Genomic DNA, 17,444 nt, shown 5'->3' with positions numbered 1-17,444 from the left:
CACAGATTGTCTGATAAATTGTTAAAGAGCAGTGCCGAGAAACTCATCGGCGCGGGCTGCGTATACTACGCTTTTCGCCCGGAGAGTCAAGCGTTTATTTCGCTTTCTTCTCGCTGACCCGGCGGCTTGTCAGTCGTTGTTCCCGGTCAGTGGAGGCGCATTATAGGGAGTTCTCGGCAGGCCGCAACCCCTATTTTCAATATTTTTTCCGACCGTTGAATGTTTAACCAAAACACCGTTAAAGCGGCAGTTTTTTCAACGATTTAAAGCCATAACCCTGCAAAACGGGCAATAAAGCGTCAGTATCTTCATTTAACGCCATGCAATACGCCAGATTCTCTTCCTGGCTCGAGACCAGATTTTCCTGCGTTGAGATGAGCCAGGCGGTGCGGCGGGCAATCGCCGCGCCGGAATCCACCAGCCGGGTGCCTTCCGGCAACACCTGCATCAACTCTTCAGCTAATAGAGGGAAATGGGTGCAGCCCAGCACGACAGTATCCGGCGGCTCGCGCATGCTCAGCCACGGATGCAGGATCTTCTTCAGCACCGGCAGCGGCACGGCTTCGCCATGCAGCTTGGCCTCCGCCAGCTCCACCAGCTCTGAAGAGCCCAGCAGTTCAATCTTACAGTCGGTAGCAAAACGGGAAATCAGTTCGTGGGTGTAGCTGCGCTGTACGGTGCCACGGGTCGCCAACAGGCCGACAATGCCGTTAACGGTAAGACGGGCGGCAGGCTTGATGGCGGGCACCACGCCCACGACCGGGAAACTGAAACGCTCGCGCAGGGCCGGCAAGGAAACGGTGCTGGCGGTGTTGCAGGCAATGACGACAATCGCCAGAGGATGACGTTGCTGCACCGCGCCGACAATTTCCAGCACGCGCTCAACGATAAACTCTTCGGACTTCTCGCCGTAGGGGAACGCCACGTTGTCGAAAGCGTATATATAGTGGAGATCCGGCAGCAACTGCCGAACCTCCTGGTACACCGACAGCCCGCCGACGCCGGAATCAAAAACCAGCACCGTCGGGCGAGGTGTGGCGGTGCTGTTAGAAGGTATAGCTTCCAGTGAGGTAGTACTCTCTTCCTGGAGTAGCGTAGCCATAGGCCGTCTCATAATCTTTATCAAACAGGTTGGCAATTCTACCACGAACTGTCAGATGAGATGTGACCGGATACGAAACTGCGAGATCCCACAGGCTCACGCCGCCAAGTTTAACGCTTTGTTCCGGATAGGTACTGTAATCCTTGTCATAACGTTGACCCAGATATTGATAAGTCACCGCCCAGTCAAAGTCATACAGCTGCCAGTCCAGCTCATATTTCACCTGCTGCTTGGCGCGCCGCAGCAGCACTTCATTGGTCTTGGCGTTGCGAGGGTCGACATAGTCATAACCAATCTGATGCGTCAACGGGCCGGTATCAAACGAGGCCGTAGCTTCAATCCCTTTGATGGTCGCCTTGCCCACGTTGTAATAGACGTAGTTGGTTTCCCCCGTGGAATCGATCAAATTGTCGATGTCGTTGCGATAACCGGAGATGCGCCAGGTCACCGGGCCGGTCAGCCCTTCAAAACCGCCTTCCCACTGCTTGCTTTCTTCCGGTTTCAGATCGGTGTTGTTACCGAAGTTGCCGTATAGCTGGCTCATATTCGGTGCTTTGAACGCCGTGCCATACGACGCGATAAAGCGGTACCCCTCGACGAACTCCCAGGCCGCACTGGTTTGCCAGGTGCCGTGCCAGCCAAACTCGGAATGATCGTCGCCTCGAACCGCACCTTCCAACGTTACCGGGCCAACCAGTTGCTGGGCGGTCAGGTAGATGCCTGCATCACGTTGGCTTTTTTCACCCTTCACGGTGGTGGAATCCGGTTTGATTTTCTGTTGCTGCCAGTCAACGCCAGAGCTTACGGTACCCTCTCCAACCTGCAGCGTATTGCCCCACTGCAGGTTGTACTGTTCGGAATCCACCAAGCTGGCCGAGCTGTCATACATACCGCGGCGAGGATCGTAATCGTAATCCTTGCTGTGGCTGTAGCTGCCGATCAATTGTGTTGCGTAAATCCCTTCTTTATAACGCAATCCGGTGTCCCAGGTTTGGCTGTACAGTTTGCGAGTATCTAATAGAGGGCTGGTTGGGGAGGAATAATAACCATCGTACGCCGTGCGGTTGTCGTAGCCATACCCGCGTACGAAGCCGCTGACCGATTCGCTGAACTGATGCTCAAGCGCGCCATACAACGACTTACTCATAAAGCCATCGCGATCCTGTTGGCTTTGCATGCCGGTGCTGCCATAGGCCACCACGTCATACCCTTTGGTATAGGTGTAATTCCCCGCCACCGTCGCCACGGTGCTGTCACCCAGTTGTTGTTGGGTTGACGCGTCATAGGATTGATAACCGTTGGAGCCGATGCCGGCTGAGAGCGTCGTGCCGTTCTTTTCGCGGGTGGTAATAATGTTGACCACGCCGCCGATGGCATCGGAGCCGTACACCGCCGAGCGCGGGCCGCGAATGTATTCGACTTTCTGCACCAGCGAAATCGGGATTTGGCTAAGGTCGGAAGAACCGCTGACGCCCGCCTGATTAAGGCGAATGCCGTCAATTAGCACCAGCACGTGGCTGGAGTTGGTGCCGCGAATAAACAGCGAGCTCTTTTGTCCCAACCCACCGTTTTGGCCAACGTCCACGCCCGGCAAGCGGCGCATCACGTCGGTCAGGCTCTTGGCCTGCCAGCGATCGATATCGTTACGGGTGACGATGGAAGTCGGCGCCAACACGGAAGAAACCGGCTGCGGGAAGCGGTTGGCGGTCACCACCAGGTTATCGCCATTCGTGGCTGTGGTGTTGTCTTGCGCCCATCCAGAAAAAGCCGTGACGGAGGAGACCACCGCCAGCAGCGTATTTTTTGTAATTGTCATGAGAAAAGCATCCAAACTTAATTGGCGGATGCCGCAGGATCATGGCCGGTAGTTCGCGACGGCCACGGACATTGCGACGTAACACCGGCAGGTCTTCGGGCTTGGGATTTGCGGGCCGCGGGGCGCGACCGGCAACGGGCGATGACTTCCCATCCTGCAATGGACAGTGTCTGCGTCGAAACGCTATCGCCGTGACTTCCCCTTACCGCTGCGCGTCAGCTCCGGATTCACACCGGATTCCCTTTTCACTCGCTGCTTGAGGCCGGACGGCAATGCTACGATCAATGCAAATAGATGTCTAGACTGCTATTAATGTTACAAATAATAAACGCGACAAAACTGGACTTCACGGGCTGATTCCCTACAATCCCCGCTGATCAAATTTGCCTGACGAGAAGACACACATGACGCCCGAGAATTTGCCTATTGAACGTTACGATGACCAACTGGCGGAGAAAGTCGCCCGCCTGAAGACGTTGATGTCACCGTTCGCGGCGCCCGAGCCGGAAGTGTTCCGCTCGCCAGTCGACCACTACCGCATGCGCGCCGAGTTCCGCATCTGGCACGACGCGGACGACATGTATCACATCATGTTCGATCAGCAGACCAAGCAGCGTATTCGCGTCGATCAATTCCCGGCCGCCAGCGAACTGATCAACCGCCTGATGAGCGCCCTGATCGCCGCGCTGAAACCGGAGCCGATCCTGCGCCACAAGCTGTTTCAGATCGATTATCTGTCGACGCAAAGCGGCAAAATCATCGCCTCGCTGCTGTACCACCGCAAGCTGGATGACGTTTGGCAACGGCGCGCCGAGCAGCTGCGCGACGAGCTGCGCGCTCAGGGTTTTGACCTGCAGTTGATCGGCCGGGCGTCGAAGACCAAAATCATGCTCGACCAGGATTATGTTGACGAAGTGCTGACGGTCGCTGGCCGCGATATGATCTATCGCCAGGTGGAAAACAGCTTCACTCAACCCAACGCGGCCATGAACGTGCAGATGCTGGAATGGGCGCTGGCGGTCACCGCCGGTTCCAAAGGCGATTTGCTGGAACTGTATTGCGGCAACGGCAACTTCTCGCTGGCGTTGGCGCGCAATTTCGAGCGCGTGCTGGCGACCGAGATCGCCAAGCCGTCGGTGGCGGCGGCACAGTACAACATCGCCGCCAACCATATCGACAACGTGCAGATCATCCGCATGGCGGCGGAAGACTTCACCCAGGCGATGAACGGAGTACGCGAATTCAACCGGTTGAAAGGCATCGATCTGAGCGGCTACAACTGCGAGACGATTTTCGTCGATCCGCCGCGCAGCGGGCTGGACGCGGAAACGGTGAAGATGGTGCAGGCTTACCCGCGCATTCTGTATATTTCATGCAATCCGGAAACGCTGTGCGCCAACCTGGAAACGCTGCAGGCCACGCACCGGGTCAGCCGTCTGGCGCTGTTCGACCAGTTCCCGTATACCCATCACATGGAATGCGGCGTGTTGCTGGAAAAACACCGCTGATACGACAGGGGCGCCATATGGCGCCCCGTTTCATTACGGCTCTTGAGTCGGCGCATCCAGCGTCTTGCGCGCCTTCAGCTTGACCCCAATCCACAGCACCAGCGCCACACACACTACCGACGGCAGGAAGTTGGAACCGATCTGCGGGTATTCGGCGCGCACGATGGCGCTGTACATCAGCAGCCCCAGCAGGAAGCAGGCCGCCGCCAGCTTCGGCATGCCGTCCGGCATGGCGCGGTTCAGGTAACGCTGATGCAGGCAGTACACCGCCAGCACCAACGCAATCAGCGGGAAGATCGAAAACGGCACCACCGAGCTGAACAGCGCGGCAAAGGAACCGTTGATCGAAAGGCCGGCAATCAACGCCAGCAGTAAGGTGCCATTTTCACGGCCTGGTTTTTCCATCATTGTTTACCTTTTTTATACGTGGGACACAGAAGCTTTTTCTTGTTCGCGACGATACCAGTAATACGCCCCTTTGGAGATCATACGCAATTGCAGCACCAGCCGCTCTTCCAGCTGCTGCCGCTGCTCGACGTCGATATCCAGCGCTTCCGCGCCGGCGCTGAACACGATGGTGACCATCGCCTCCGCCTGCGCTTCGGTAAAGCTGCGCGGCATGTGATTTTCCAACTCGAGGTAGTCCGCCAGTTCGGCGATGAAATGCTGGATCTCGCGCGCCACCGCCGCACGAAATGCCGCCGACGTGCCGGAGCGCTCGCGCAGCAGCAGGCGGAAGGCGTTCGGGTTGTTGCCGATAAATTCCATAAAGGTGGACACCGAGGTGCGGATCACGCTGCCGCCCTTGGCGATGCGTTGGCGCGCCTGGCGCATCAACTGACGCAGCATCAGGCCGCTTTCGTCCACCATGGTCAGCCCCAGCTCATCCACGTCGCGGAAATGGCGGTAAAACGACGTGGGCGCGATGCCCGCCTCGCGTGAAACTTCCCGCAGGCTCAGGCTGGCGAAACTGCGTTCGGCGCTCAGCTGGCTGAATGCGGCTTCGATCAGGGAACGACGAGTCCGTTCTTTTTGTTGTGCTCTGACGCCCATATGCATATCCGGATAGGTTCCATTCTCTCAGTCTAACGCCCTAGACTCGGCAATATAGCAAATTTTATTGCAACAGCATTTATACTAACGCGCTCTATCACACTTCCGCCCTGAGCCGATTGTACTTTGACTCAAAAAGCCTAATGGTGATTGGGTGAGCAGCGCTATGATGTTAAGATACCGTTGTAATCTTGTATAAAAAAACAGGTCTCTCCTACATGCAACAGCACTATCAATTTGATGCCATTGTGATTGGCTCGGGCCCTGGTGGTGAAGGTGCCGCCATGGGGCTGGTGAAACAGGGCGCCCGCGTGGCCGTTATCGAACGGTACAACAACGTAGGCGGCGGATGTACCCACTGGGGCACCATCCCTTCCAAAGCCCTCCGCCACGCCGTCAGCCGCATTATCGAATTCAACCAGAACCCGCTTTACAACAACTCGCGCACGCTCAGCGCGACCTTCCCTGACATTTTACGCCACGCCGATAACGTCATCAGCCAGCAGACCCGCATGCGCCAAGGGTTTTATGAGCGGAACCAGTGCAAACTGTTCGCCGGCGACGCACGCTTCATCGACGCCAACACCGTCAGCGTCAGCTACATGGACGGCACCCAGGACACCATCCGCGCCGACCACATCGTGATCGCCTGCGGCTCGCGCCCTTACCATCCGGCCAGCGTCGATTTCAATCACCCGCGCATCTACGACAGCGACTCCATTCTCGAGCTGAGCCATGAACCGCGCCACGTGATCATTTACGGCGCCGGGGTGATCGGCTGTGAATATGCGTCTATCTTCCGCGGTCTGAACGTCAAGGTGGATCTGATCAACACCCGCGACCGCCTGCTGGCGTTCCTCGATCAAGAGATGTCGGATTCGCTCTCTTATCACTTCTGGAACAACGGCGTGGTGATCCGCCACAACGAAGAATTCGAGAAGATCGAAGGCACCGAAGACGGCGTGATCGTGCACCTGAAGTCCGGCAAGAAGGTGAAAGCGGACTGCCTGCTGTACGCCAACGGCCGTACCGGCAACACCGATTCGTTGGGGTTGGAGAACGTCGGTCTGGAGTCGGACAGCCGCGGGTTGCTGAAGGTGAACAGCATGTATCAAACCGCGCTGTCGCACATCTACGCGGTCGGTGACGTGATCGGCTATCCGAGCCTGGCTTCCGCCGCCTACGATCAGGGCCGCATCGCCGCCCAGGCGATCGCTTCCGGCGAAGCCAGCGGCCATCTAATCGAAGATATCCCGACCGGCATCTACACCATTCCGGAAATCAGCTCCGTCGGCAAAACCGAGCAGGAATTGACGGCGATGAAAGTGCCGTATGAAGTGGGACGCGCCCAGTTCAAGCATCTGGCGCGCGCGCAGATCGCCGGGATGAACGTCGGCAGCCTGAAGATCCTGTTCCATCGCGACACCCTGCAGATCCTCGGGATCCACTGCTTCGGCGAGCGTGCGGCGGAGATCATCCACATCGGTCAGGCGATCATGGAACAGAAAGGTGAAGGCAATACTATCGAGTATTTCGTTAATACGACCTTCAACTATCCGACCATGGCCGAAGCCTACCGGGTGGCGGCGCTTAACGGCTTAAACCGCCTGTTTTAACGCGCTGTCGATGTAGCCCTGCATGTGCTCGCGGATCGCTTCGGCCAACTGCTCATAACGGCTGCGCAGTGGGGAACCGGGGCGATACACCAACGCGATGGTGCGCTTCGGTTCCGGCTTGTAGCAATCCAGATAGCACACGCCGTCGCGTTCGCGCTGCGGCGGCACCGCCAGTGACGGCAGCAGGGTAATGCCGCTGCCGGCAGCGACCATATTGCGCAACGTTTCCAGACTGGTGGCGCGGAAGTGAGTATCTTCGTCCGCGCCCGCCTGGAAGCAGAAGCCCATCGCCTGATCGCGCAGGCAGTGGCCATCTTCCAGCATCAGCAGCTTCTCTCCCGCCAAATCCGGCATCGCCACGCGCTCGCGCTGCGCCCACGGGTGATCGGAATACACCGCCAGCTTCATCGGTTCATCGAACAGAGGCACTTCGATAAACGCCTCGGTTTCCTTCACCAACGCCAGAATGGCGCAGTCCAGTTTGCCGCTGTCGAGTTGCGCCAGCAGTTGGTGGGTTTGCGCTTCGTGCAGGTACATTTCCAGTTTCGGGAAAGTTTTGTGCAGTGTCGGTATGATCTGCGGCAGCAGATAAGGCCCCACGGTCGGGATCAGGCCGATGTGCAGCGGCCCGGACATGGCTTCGCCCTGCTGGCTGGCCATCTCCTTCAACACTTTCACTTCGCGCAGCACGGTACGCGCCTGCTCCACCAGCAACAGACCCGCCTGGGTGAACAGCACCTTGCGGCTGGTGCGCTCGAGCAGCATGACGCCCAACTCGTCTTCCAGCTTGCGGATCTGCCCGCTCAGCGTGGGCTGGCTCACATGGCATGAATCGGCCGCACGGCGGAAGTGCCGGTGCTCAGCCAAGGCGACCAGATACTCTAAATCACGAATATTCATTGTTTCCCTCCATTCCATGATAGCTCATGGCGATAGATAAGATAGCAATGAGCGATTAGATCTATCAAGCCCCAGCGACAATAATGTGTCCCAACGAAGCGATATCGCGCTAAATGCTAAAAATTACTTTTCCTAATTAAGGGGTTAATCAATGTTTACCAGTCAAGAAGGCAAGAAAGTTCCTCAGGTTACTTTCCACACCCGTCAGGGCGACCAATGGATTGATGTGACCACTGATGACCTGTTCAAAAACAAAACCGTTATCGTGTTCTCGCTGCCGGGCGCGTTTACGCCGACCTGCTCTTCAAGCCATCTGCCGCGTTACAACGAGCTGTCCAGCGTATTCAAACAACACGGCGTCGACAGCATTCTGTGCGTCTCGGTGAACGACACCTTCGTGATGAACGCCTGGAAAGCCGACCAACATGCGGAAAACATCACCTTCGTGCCGGACGGTAACGGTGAATTCACCAAAGGCATGAACATGCTGGTCGAGAAAGCGGATCTGGGCTTTGGCCCTCGCTCATGGCGCTACTCAATGCTGGTGCGCAACGGCGTGGTCGAGAAAATGTTTGTCGAGCCGAACAAGCCGGGCGACCCGTTTGAAGTGTCCGATGCCGACACCATGCTGAAATACCTGGCGCCGGAATTCAAAGTGCAGGAATCGGTCTCTCTGTTCACCAAACCGGGCTGCCCATTCTGCGCCAAAGCCAAGCAGATGCTGCAAGAGCGTGGCATTCAGTATGAAGAGATCGTGCTGGGCAAAGACGCCACCACCGTCAGCCTGCGCGCCGTCAGCGGCCGCGCCACGGTGCCGCAAGTATTCATCGGCGGTCGTCACATCGGCGGCAGCGACGATCTGGAAACCTTCCTGTCAGCTTAATAAGTAATAACAAAGCCAACGTGAACTTTGGCGGGCTACGGCCCGCCCTTTTTTTACCTTTCAGGAGCGGATATGAAACTGTTGAACGTTGATGTCGCGGTCATCGGCGGCGGCACCGCAGGGCTCGGCGCCTACCGCGCGGCCAAACTGTCTACCCCCAGCGTGGTGATGATTGAAGGCGGGCCTTACGGCACCACCTGTGCGCGCGTCGGCTGCATGCCATCCAAATTATTGATCGCCGCCGCCGAAGCGGTGCATCAAATCGAGCGCGCGCCTGGCTTTGGCGTGCACCCAACCGGCAAAACGCGTATCGACGGACGCGAGGTGATGGCGCGCGTCAAACGCGAACGCGACCGTTTCGTCGGCTTCGTGCTGGAAGGCGTGGACGAGATCCCGGCCGCCGACAAAATTCAGGGCTATGCCCGCTTTATCGACGACAACATGCTGCAGGTCGATGACCATACGCGCATCGTGGCGCAGCGCATCGTGATCGCCACCGGTTCCCGCCCCAGTTGGCCGGCGCCGTGGAACGAACTGGGCGATCGCCTGATCGTCAACGACGACGTGTTCAACTGGGATGACTTGCCGCAATCCGTAGCGGTATTCGGCCCCGGCGTCATCGGGCTGGAGCTGGGGCAAGCGCTGCACCGCCTCGGCGTCGACACCAAGGTATTCGGCATCGGCGGCGCCGTCGGGCCGCTGACCGACAGCGCCGTGCGCGATTACGCCGCCAAAGCGCTGGGGGAAGAGTTCTACCTCGACGCCGACGTGAAGGTAGAGATGATGCAGCGCGAAGGCGACCGCGTATTTATCCGCTATCAGGATCTGCAGGGCCAACCGCAGGAGATCCTGGTGGACTACGTGCTGGCCGCCACCGGCCGCCGCCCCAACGTCGATCGGTTGGGCCTCGAAAATACCGGCTTGCAGCTCGACGCCCGAGGCGTGCCGCTGGCCGACCGCCTGACGATGCAAACCAGCGTGCCGCATATTTTCATTGCCGGCGACGCCAGCAACCAACTGCCGCTGCTGCACGAGGCCAGCGATCAGGCGCGCATCGCCGGCGCCAACGCCGGCAGCTTCCCGGAGATCAATCCGGGTCTGCGCCGCAGCGCGATTTCGGTGGTGTTCTCCGATCCGCAGATCGCGATGGTCGGCTCAACCTTCCGCGAGCTGAGCGAGAAGTTCAGCGCCTGCGGCTGCTTTGAAGTGGGCAACGTCTCGTTTGAGAATCAGGGCCGCTCGCGGGTGATGCTGCGCAACAAAGGCATTCTGCACGTCTACGGCGAGCAAGGCACCGGCCGTTTCCTCGGCGCGGAAATGATCGGCCCGGACGCCGAACACATCGCGCACCTGCTGGCCTGGGCGCACCAGCAGCAGATGACCGTCGATCAGATGCTGGACATGCCGTTCTATCATCCGGTGATCGAAGAAGGCTTGCGCACCGCGCTGCGCGACCTGCAGGCGAAGCTCAAGCTCGGCGCGACCGAAATCGAGCGCTGTCAGCGCTGTCCGGGCGAATAACCTCTTATTCTCCGTTCATCCCCACCGGGCCTTCAGGCCCGGTTTTTTGCGTAGCACTTCCCTCTTGCCTCACGGCCCTTCTGCGCTCATTTTTTATGCGTCGACATTGAAGCGATACCAATAGCGATACTAAAATGAAGAAAGGAGCCAAAATGGAGGAAGAACATGGAAAGGCATGAACACTATACCTATCGCATCACCTGGTCAGCGGAAGATCGTGAATATGTCGGGCTGTGCGCCGAATTCCCCTCGCTGTCCTGGCTGGCCGCCACGCGTACCGGCGCATTGGAGGGTATCGAGAAAGTGGTGAGCGAAACGATCGCCGATATGCTGGCGCAAGGCGAAACGCCGCCGCAGGCGCTGGCGGAAAAGAACTTCAGCGGAAAACTGGTGTTGCGCATGACGCCGGAACAGCATCGCCGGCTGGCGATCGGCGCGATGGAGGAAGGCGTGAGCCTGAACCGTTACCTGTGCGCACGCCTGGCGGGGTAAAGGTTCAAGGGCGGCGCAAGGCCGCCCTTGTCGTCGTCAAGCCAAACGCTGTTTCGCTGCGGCGATTGCCGCCGCGACCTGCTGCGGCGCGACGCCGCCTTTGGCCGCACGCTTGTCCAGGCAGGATTGCAACGCTAGGATCGGGTAGACATCGTCGCCGATCGTCGCGCTGAACTGCTGCAAATCCCCCAGCGGCAGCGCTTCCAGCGGTTTGCCTTGGCGAATCGCTTCTACCACCGCCTCACCGACGATATGGTGCGCTTCGCGGAACGGCACGCCTTTGGCGACCAGGTAGTCCGCCAGCTCGGTGGCGTTGGCATAACCCTGCTCCGCCGCTTCCCGGCAGCGCGGACGCTTCACCTGAATGCCGTCCAGCACCAGCGCCGCCATCTGCAGGCAGTCCATCCAGGTGTCGAGCGCGTCGAACAACCCTTCTTTATCTTCCTGCATGTCTTTGTTGTACGCCAGCGGCAGGCCTTTCAGCGTCATCATCATGCCGGTCAGCGCGCCCTGCACGCGGCCGCACTTGCCGCGGATCAGCTCCAGCGCATCCGGGTTTTTCTTCTGCGGCATCAGCGAAGAGCCGGAGGTCACGCGGTCAGACAGCTCGACAAACGCCGCCTCGCCGCTGTTGAAGAAGATCAGATCTTCGGCGAAGCGCGACAGGTGAACCATGCTGATGGCGGCGTTGGACAGCAGCTCCAGCACGTGATCGCGATCGGAGACGCTGTCCAGGCTGTTGCGGGTCGCCGAGGCAAAGCCCAGCCAGCCGGCCAGCTGCTCGCGATCGATAGGATAAGCGGTGCCGGCCAGCGCGCCGCTGCCCAGCGGGCTGACGTCCAGCCGTTTCAGGGTATCCTGCAGACGGCTCTCATCGCGCGCCAGCATCTCGACATAGGCCAGGCACCAGTGCGCGAAAGTCACCGGCTGCGCGCGTTGCAGGTGGGTATACCCCGGCATCACCGCATCCTGGTTGGCTTCAGCAGTCTCCACCAGCGCCTGCTGCAGTTGGACGATCGCCTGATGCAGATCGCCGATCTGCTGTTTGCACCACAGCTTCAGATCGGTCGCGACCTGATCGTTGCGGCTGCGGCCGGTGTGCAGCTTCTTGCCCAAGTCGCCGACCTTCTCGATCAGCTTCTGCTCCACCCAGCTGTGGATGTCTTCCGCATCGCTTTGGACGATCGCCAAAGGATCGGCCTGGACTTCCTTCAGTAGCGCATTCAGCGCCTGCTCCAGCTGCTGTTGCTCCGCTGCGGTCAACACGTTAACGGTCACCAGCGCCTTCGACCAGGCCACCGAGCCCACGATATCCTGCTCCGCCAGGCGATAATCGAACCGCAGCGAATCATTGAGTTGTTTGAACCGCTGATCCGCCGCCTGAGTGAACCGTCCGCCCCAAAGTGCCATACCTTTACTCCTGAATTTTTATGCGAAAGGGCGCAGCATGCTGCGCCCTTGCAGAGTCACGCCAATCGGTTATTTATTCTTTTTCTCGTTCAACGCGCGGATGCGTGAAGACAGAGAGAACAGGCGGATAAAGCCGCCCGCGTGGCTGTGATCGTAAACTTCGTCTTCGCCGAAGGTGGCGAACTCTTCTGAGTACAGGCTGTTGGCGGATTTTTTCTGGGTCGCCGTCACCTGGCCTTTGTACAGCTGCAGCACCACTTCGCCGTTCACCTCTTCAGCCAGCGCTTCGGCAGAGGCCTGCAGCGAACGGCGCAGCGGCGCGAACCAACGGCCGTCGTACACCACATAAGACATCTCCAGGCCCAGCTGCTCGCGCCATTTGAAGCTGTCGCGATCCAGCACCAGCTGCTCGATGGCGCGCAGCGCCGCCACCATGATGGTGCCCCCCGGGGTCTCATAGCAGCCGCGGGATTTGATGCCCACCAGACGGTTTTCCACGATGTCGATACGGCCGACGCCGTGCTTGGCGCCCAGCGCGTTCAGGGTTTCCAGGCACTGGTACGGCGACAGCGCTTTACCGTTAACCGCCACGACGCGGCCTTTCTCGACGGTAACGGTCACCTGCTCAGGCTGGTCCGGCGCTTCCTGCGGATCGACGGTCCATACCCAGCAATCCTTGTTCGGCGCATTCCACGGGCTTTCCAGCACGCCGCCTTCGGTGGAAATGTGCCAGGCGTTCTCATCGCGGCTGTAAATCTTCTCCAGCGACGCGGTGGTCGGGATGTTGCGCTCTTTCAGGTAATCCAGCAGCGCTTCACGGGAACGCAGGTTCCACTCACGCCACGGCGCCACCACTTTCAACTGCGGCGCCAGCGCGGTGTAGGTGGTTTCGAAACGCACCTGATCGTTGCCTTTGCCGGTCGCGCCGTGGCACAGCGCGTCGGCGCCCACTTTCAACGCCAGCTCGACCTGCGCCTTGGCGATGATCGGCCGCGCCATCGAGGTGCCCAGCAGGTAGCTGCCTTCGTACAGGGCGCCGGTCTGCAGCACCGGATAAACGTAATCGCGGATAAATTCTTCACGCAGATCGACCACGTGGCATTCAGAGGCACCGGACTGCAGGGCTTTTTGCTCCACGCCTTCCAGATCGCTGCGCTCCTGGCCGATGTCCGCCACGAACGCCACCACTTCACAGCCGCCGTAGTTCTCTTTCAGCCATGGAATGATGGCCGAGGTATCCAGGCCGCCGGAGTACGCCAGAACGATTTTTTTGATGCCTTGGTTTTGCATGATCTATTCCTTTCTAATTCTAAAATTAAGCGAGGATCCGGGTGCCAATCGACACGCCGTTAAACAAAGCAGGAAGCTGATCGGCATGGCGCCAGCTGGCGATATCCACCGGGCGGCCGAGGGTACGGGCGGCGTCGAGCGCCGCATTCACCTTCACCACCATACCATCGGTGATGATGCCTTGCGCGATCAGTTGTTCCGCTTTTTGCGCCGTCATTTCCGCAATGCGTTGCCCCTTGCCGTCGAGGATGCCGCTGACGTCCGACAGCAGGATCAGATCCGCCCCCAGCGTCGCCGCCAGCGCCGTCGCCGCCTGATCGGCGTTCACGTTCATTAACTGCCCTTCGGCGGTGATGCCGATGGAGCTGATAACCGGCAGGTAGCCGGCGCCCAGCAGGGTATTGAGCAGCGCGGGCGAGCCGGGCTGCGCGTTGCCGACGTGGCCCAATGCCGGATCGAGCGGGGTCACGACCGCGCTGCCGCCATCCGCCAGGCTCAGGCCGACGGCGTTGATTTGGTGTTTAATCGCCCACGCCAGCAGCGTTTTGTTGGCGGTGCCGGCCAGCGCGCCGGTGATGATGTCGATCTGATCGGCCGGCGTGACCCGCAGGCCGTTCTTTTTCACCACCGGCAAAGCGAGCTGCTTCATCAGTTCGTCCACCACGCAGCCGCCGCCGTGGACGATCACCAACGGGCGCTGGTGCTGCTGCCGATAGCTGTCCAACGCGGTAAACAGACGCTCCAGCGCTTCTTCACTGTCTAATAACACGCCACCTAACTTGATAATTAACGGGTTCATTGCTGTTTACTCACGCTGGTTTAAAGGAGTGATTGGGTTTCCGGGAAGCCGAAACGGATATTCAGGCATTGCACCGCCTGCGCCGCCGCGCCTTTCAGCAGGTTGTCTTCCGCCGCCACGGCGATCAGATGCTCGCCCTGCACCGCAAAGCCGATGTCGCAGAACGGCAGCCCCACCACCGCTTTCAGCGCCGGCACGCCCTGGTCGTACAACCGCACCAGCGGCTTGTCGTCATAGGCGGCGTGATAGGCGGCGGCCACGTCCTGCGCGGTCACGCCGGCTTTCAGGCGGCAGGTGATGGTTTCAAGGATGCCGCGGGGGAAGTTGCCCAGGTGCGGCGTAAAGATAACCGGCACGCCCAGGTGCGCGGCGATCTCCGGCTGGTGCCGGTGAGTGAAAATGCCGTACGGCTGCAGGCTCACTTCGCAGAAACTGGTGGTCATGCTGGCCTTGCGCCCGGCGCCGCTGACGCCGCTGGTGGCGTTGATCACCGGCCACTGATCCAGATTCAGCAACTGTTTTTCGATTAACGGTTTCAGCGCCAGCTGCGCCGCCGTCGGGTAACAGCCCGGCACGGCGATCAGCTGCGCCTGTTTGATCTTGTCGCTCTGCCACTCCGCCAGACCGTATACCGCCTGCTCCAGCAGGGCGCCATGCTGATGTTCGAAACCGTAGTACTGGCTATAGAAACCGGCATCCTGCACGCGGAAGGCGCCGGACAGATCGAACACCACGCAGCCTGCCGCCAGGAAGGCCGGTGCGATATCGTGGCTGACTTCATGAGCGGTGGCGAGGAACACCACGTCGATGCCCTGAGCCGCCTTGGCGACGTCGGTCAACGGCTGCAGCGGCAGATCGACGATGCCTTTCAACTGGGGATGGAGATCGGAAAGCAACTTTCCTGCATCTGCACTTTGCGCTGAAACCGCTAAAGCGGTTATGTTCATGTGTGGGTGGCGATTCAGGTAAGCCGTGAGCTCCGCTCCGGCGTAACCGCTGGCACCAACGATCAGCGTATTCAACATGTGGCCTTTCACCTTCTAAACTGACGTGCGGTCGCTTGCGACCCAGGTAACAGGGCTCGCCAGCGTTGTTGCGCCGTTCACCCACGGAGCCAGGCGTTGATGCTTTTATAAACATCCGGGTATCGGGTTCCCTTACGCTTCGGCTTACTGTATTTTTATTCAAAATAAATGCATGAATATTGATACTATCCTAACCAAAGGCTGTCAACAGTGAAGATGAAATTACCTCCATTTATTGAGCTGTACCGGGCGTTGATCGCCACTCCGTCGATCAGCGCCACCGATGCCGGCCTCGATCAGAGCAATGAGGCGTTAATCAACTTGCTGGCCGGATGGTTTGCCGACCTGGGCTTTCGCGTCGACGTACAGCCGGTGCCGGAATCGCGCCACAAATTCAACCTGCTGGCCAGCATCGGCGAAGGCAGCGGCGGCCTGCTGCTGGCCGGCCACACCGATACGGTGCCTTACGACGAAGGCCGCTGGACGCGCGATCCCTTCACCCTGACCGAGCACGACAACAAGCTCTACGGGCTGGGCACCGCCGACATGAAAGGCTTCTTCGCCTTTATTCTGGACGCGGTGCGCGACATCGACGCGAGCAAACTGACCAAGCCGCTGTACATTCTGGCGACCGCAGATGAAGAAACGACGATGGCCGGCGCACGTTATTTCGCCGCCTCCACCGCCATTCGGCCGGATTTCGCCATCATCGGCGAACCGACCTCGCTGCAGCCGGTGCGCGCGCACAAGGGCCACATGGCCAACGCCATTCGCATCGTCGGCCAGTCCGGCCACTCCAGCGATCCGGCGCGCGGCGTCAACGCCATCGATCTGATGCACGAATCCATCGGCCGCCTGATGGAGCTGCGCAAAACTCTGCAGGAGCGCTACAACAACCCGGCGTTCGCCGTGCCTTATCCCACCATGAACTTCGGCCATATCAGCGGCGGCGACGCGGCCAACCGCATCTGCGCCTGCTGCGAGCTGCACCTGGACATCCGCCCGCTGCCCGGCATGACGCTCGACAACATCAACGAACTGATGCATCAGGCGCTGGAGCCGGTGAGCCAACGCTGGCCGGGCCGCCTGACCATCGAAGAGCTGCATGCGTCGGTGCCGGGCTACGAGTGCCCGACCGACCACCGCATGGTGGCGGTGATCGAGGAGCTGCTGGGCACCCGCACGCAGGTGGTCAACTACTGTACCGAAGCGCCGTTCGTGCAGCAGGTCTGCCCGACCCTGGTGCTCGGCCCCGGTTCCATCGATCAGGCCCACCAGCCGGACGAGTACATCGACACCGCGTTTATCGAACCGACGCGCAAACTGCTGGGCCAACTGGTCAATCACTTTTGCCGGCAATAAACCCGACATTTAGGAGGGGAAATGCTTTATGCTTTCCCCTAACTCAAAATAAGTAGAAAACGGCGAAATAAGCCGTGCTGATAACCGACGCGCCGTAATTAAATTTCAGAAAATGCGCCGATTTTGATGTTTTTTTGCTAAAAATAGTGTCAATTGACGATTGGACAGGAACGCGATGTGATCAGGCAGGCGGTCTGCGCCTGACGCGTGAAATTTATTTACAAGATAAAAATCATACAGAACTGGGTCAGGGGTTATATGAACGAACAATATTCGGCAATGCGCAGTAATGTCAGTATGCTCGGCAAATTGCTCGGCGATACCATCAAAGAAGCGCTGGGTGAGCATATTCTCGATCGCGTTGAGACCATCCGTAAGCTTTCCAAATCCTCACGCGCCGGCAACGAAGCGCATCGCCAGGAGCTGCTCTCCACCCTGCAGAACTTGTCCAACGACGAGCTGCTGCCGGTGGCGCGCGCCTTCAGCCAGTTCCTCAACCTGACCAACGTCGCCGAGCAGTACCACAGCATTTCGCCCAACGGCGAGGCCGCCAGCAACCCGGAAGCGCTGGCTCAACTGTTCAGCCGTCTCAAAGACAAAAAGCTCAGCGACAAAGAGCTGCAGCACGCGGTATCGCAACTCTCCATCGAGCTGGTGCTGACGGCGC

Annotated in this window: 16 protein-coding genes and 1 riboswitch; of the genes, 7 read left to right on the top strand and 9 right to left on the bottom strand. The window is 59.2% G+C overall.

Annotation, left to right across the window (positions count from 1 at the left end; all coding sequences use genetic code 11):
• Window positions 1–238: 238 nt before the first annotated feature.
• Together murI and btuB are read right to left on the bottom strand one after the other, a co-directional pair.
• Complete coding sequence (murI, locus tag ADK28_RS14095; RefSeq protein WP_048795919.1) at window positions 239–1,102, bottom strand: glutamate racemase; 864 nt, start codon at window positions 1,100–1,102, stop codon at window positions 239–241.
• A complete protein-coding gene (btuB, locus tag ADK28_RS14090) occupies window positions 1,047–2,918 on the bottom strand; it encodes a TonB-dependent vitamin B12 receptor BtuB (protein WP_048795918.1) in 1,872 nt (623 codons plus the stop codon). Before btuB ends, murI begins: the two co-directional genes overlap by 56 nt.
• A 69-nt stretch (window positions 2,919–2,987) precedes the next feature.
• Window positions 2,988–3,200, bottom strand: a riboswitch (cobalamin riboswitch).
• 122 nt (window positions 3,201–3,322) lie between these two features.
• Here btuB and trmA point away from each other — a divergent pair.
• Window positions 3,323–4,426, top strand: a complete 1,104-nt coding sequence (trmA, locus tag ADK28_RS14085) for a tRNA (uridine(54)-C5)-methyltransferase TrmA (protein WP_033639151.1) — start codon at window positions 3,323–3,325, stop codon at window positions 4,424–4,426.
• Window positions 4,427–4,459: 33 nt separating this feature from the next.
• On the opposite strand, the gene ADK28_RS14080 is transcribed toward trmA, so the two are convergent.
• The gene (locus ADK28_RS14080; protein WP_016929728.1) at window positions 4,460–4,831 is read right to left on the bottom strand and encodes a YijD family membrane protein; all 372 of its coding nucleotides are present in this window, start codon (window positions 4,829–4,831) and stop codon (window positions 4,460–4,462) included.
• A 15-nt stretch (window positions 4,832–4,846) separates the two neighbouring features.
• Complete coding sequence (gene fabR, locus ADK28_RS14075; RefSeq protein ID WP_004931044.1) at window positions 4,847–5,479, bottom strand: HTH-type transcriptional repressor FabR; 633 nt, start codon at window positions 5,477–5,479, stop codon at window positions 4,847–4,849.
• 218 nt (window positions 5,480–5,697) lie between these two features.
• Here fabR and sthA point away from each other — a divergent pair, with 218 nt between their 5' ends.
• Entirely contained in the window at window positions 5,698–7,095 is a 1,398-nt protein-coding gene (sthA, locus tag ADK28_RS14070) for a Si-specific NAD(P)(+) transhydrogenase (protein ID WP_004931047.1), read from the top strand.
• Here sthA and oxyR read toward each other — a convergent pair.
• Complete coding sequence (gene oxyR / locus ADK28_RS14065) at window positions 7,078–7,995, bottom strand: DNA-binding transcriptional regulator OxyR (RefSeq protein WP_015379402.1); 918 nt, start codon at window positions 7,993–7,995, stop codon at window positions 7,078–7,080. The two genes, sthA and oxyR, sit on opposite strands and share 18 nt — an antisense overlap.
• A gap of 151 nt (window positions 7,996–8,146) precedes the next feature.
• On the opposite strand from oxyR, the gene ADK28_RS14060 reads away from it, so the two are divergent.
• From ADK28_RS14060 to ADK28_RS14050, 3 genes are all read left to right on the top strand, one after another.
• Window positions 8,147–8,878, top strand: coding sequence for a glutathione peroxidase (locus tag ADK28_RS14060; RefSeq protein WP_015379403.1), 732 nt, complete (start codon window positions 8,147–8,149; stop codon window positions 8,876–8,878).
• 72 nt (window positions 8,879–8,950) lie between these two features.
• Complete coding sequence (locus ADK28_RS14055) at window positions 8,951–10,399, top strand: dihydrolipoyl dehydrogenase (protein ID WP_048795917.1); 1,449 nt, start codon at window positions 8,951–8,953, stop codon at window positions 10,397–10,399.
• Between the two features lie 165 nt (window positions 10,400–10,564).
• The gene (locus ADK28_RS14050) at window positions 10,565–10,891 is read left to right on the top strand and encodes a type II toxin-antitoxin system HicB family antitoxin (protein WP_016929725.1); all 327 of its coding nucleotides are present in this window, start codon (window positions 10,565–10,567) and stop codon (window positions 10,889–10,891) included.
• 36 nt (window positions 10,892–10,927) lie between these two features.
• Here ADK28_RS14050 and argH read toward each other — a convergent pair whose 3' ends face one another.
• The 4 genes from argH to argC all read right to left on the bottom strand — a co-directional run bounded on the left by argH (window position 10,928) and on the right by argC (window position 15,415).
• The gene (gene argH / locus ADK28_RS14045) at window positions 10,928–12,301 is read right to left on the bottom strand and encodes an argininosuccinate lyase (RefSeq protein WP_048795916.1); all 1,374 of its coding nucleotides are present in this window, start codon (window positions 12,299–12,301) and stop codon (window positions 10,928–10,930) included.
• A gap of 69 nt (window positions 12,302–12,370) precedes the next feature.
• The gene (locus ADK28_RS14040) at window positions 12,371–13,591 is read right to left on the bottom strand and encodes an argininosuccinate synthase (RefSeq protein ID WP_004931061.1); all 1,221 of its coding nucleotides are present in this window, start codon (window positions 13,589–13,591) and stop codon (window positions 12,371–12,373) included.
• Between the two features lie 25 nt (window positions 13,592–13,616).
• Window positions 13,617–14,390 (bottom strand): acetylglutamate kinase, encoded by a 774-nt coding sequence (gene argB / locus ADK28_RS14035; protein WP_016929723.1) that lies wholly within the window; start codon window positions 14,388–14,390, stop codon window positions 13,617–13,619.
• A 20-nt stretch (window positions 14,391–14,410) separates the two neighbouring features.
• Window positions 14,411–15,415 (bottom strand): N-acetyl-gamma-glutamyl-phosphate reductase, encoded by a 1,005-nt coding sequence (gene argC / locus ADK28_RS14030; RefSeq protein ID WP_015379409.1) that lies wholly within the window; start codon window positions 15,413–15,415, stop codon window positions 14,411–14,413.
• 216 nt (window positions 15,416–15,631) lie between these two features.
• On the opposite strand from argC, the gene argE reads away from it, so the two are divergent.
• Both argE and ADK28_RS14020 read left to right on the top strand, forming a co-directional pair.
• Window positions 15,632–16,777 carry an acetylornithine deacetylase gene (gene argE, locus ADK28_RS14025; RefSeq protein ID WP_015379410.1) on the top strand — a complete coding sequence of 382 codons (1,146 nt, stop codon included), beginning with the start codon at window positions 15,632–15,634 and terminating at the stop codon, window positions 16,775–16,777.
• A 258-nt stretch (window positions 16,778–17,035) separates the two neighbouring features.
• Window positions 17,036–17,444 (top strand): phosphoenolpyruvate carboxylase (locus ADK28_RS14020; protein WP_075202074.1); only part of this gene is annotated, 409 nt, incomplete at its 3' end.

This window comes from Serratia sp. 506_PEND (assembly GCF_001076875.1).
GTDB classification, from domain to species: domain Bacteria; phylum Pseudomonadota; class Gammaproteobacteria; order Enterobacterales; family Enterobacteriaceae; genus Serratia; species Serratia marcescens.
This window is presented reverse-complemented; position numbering and strand designations above follow the sequence as displayed.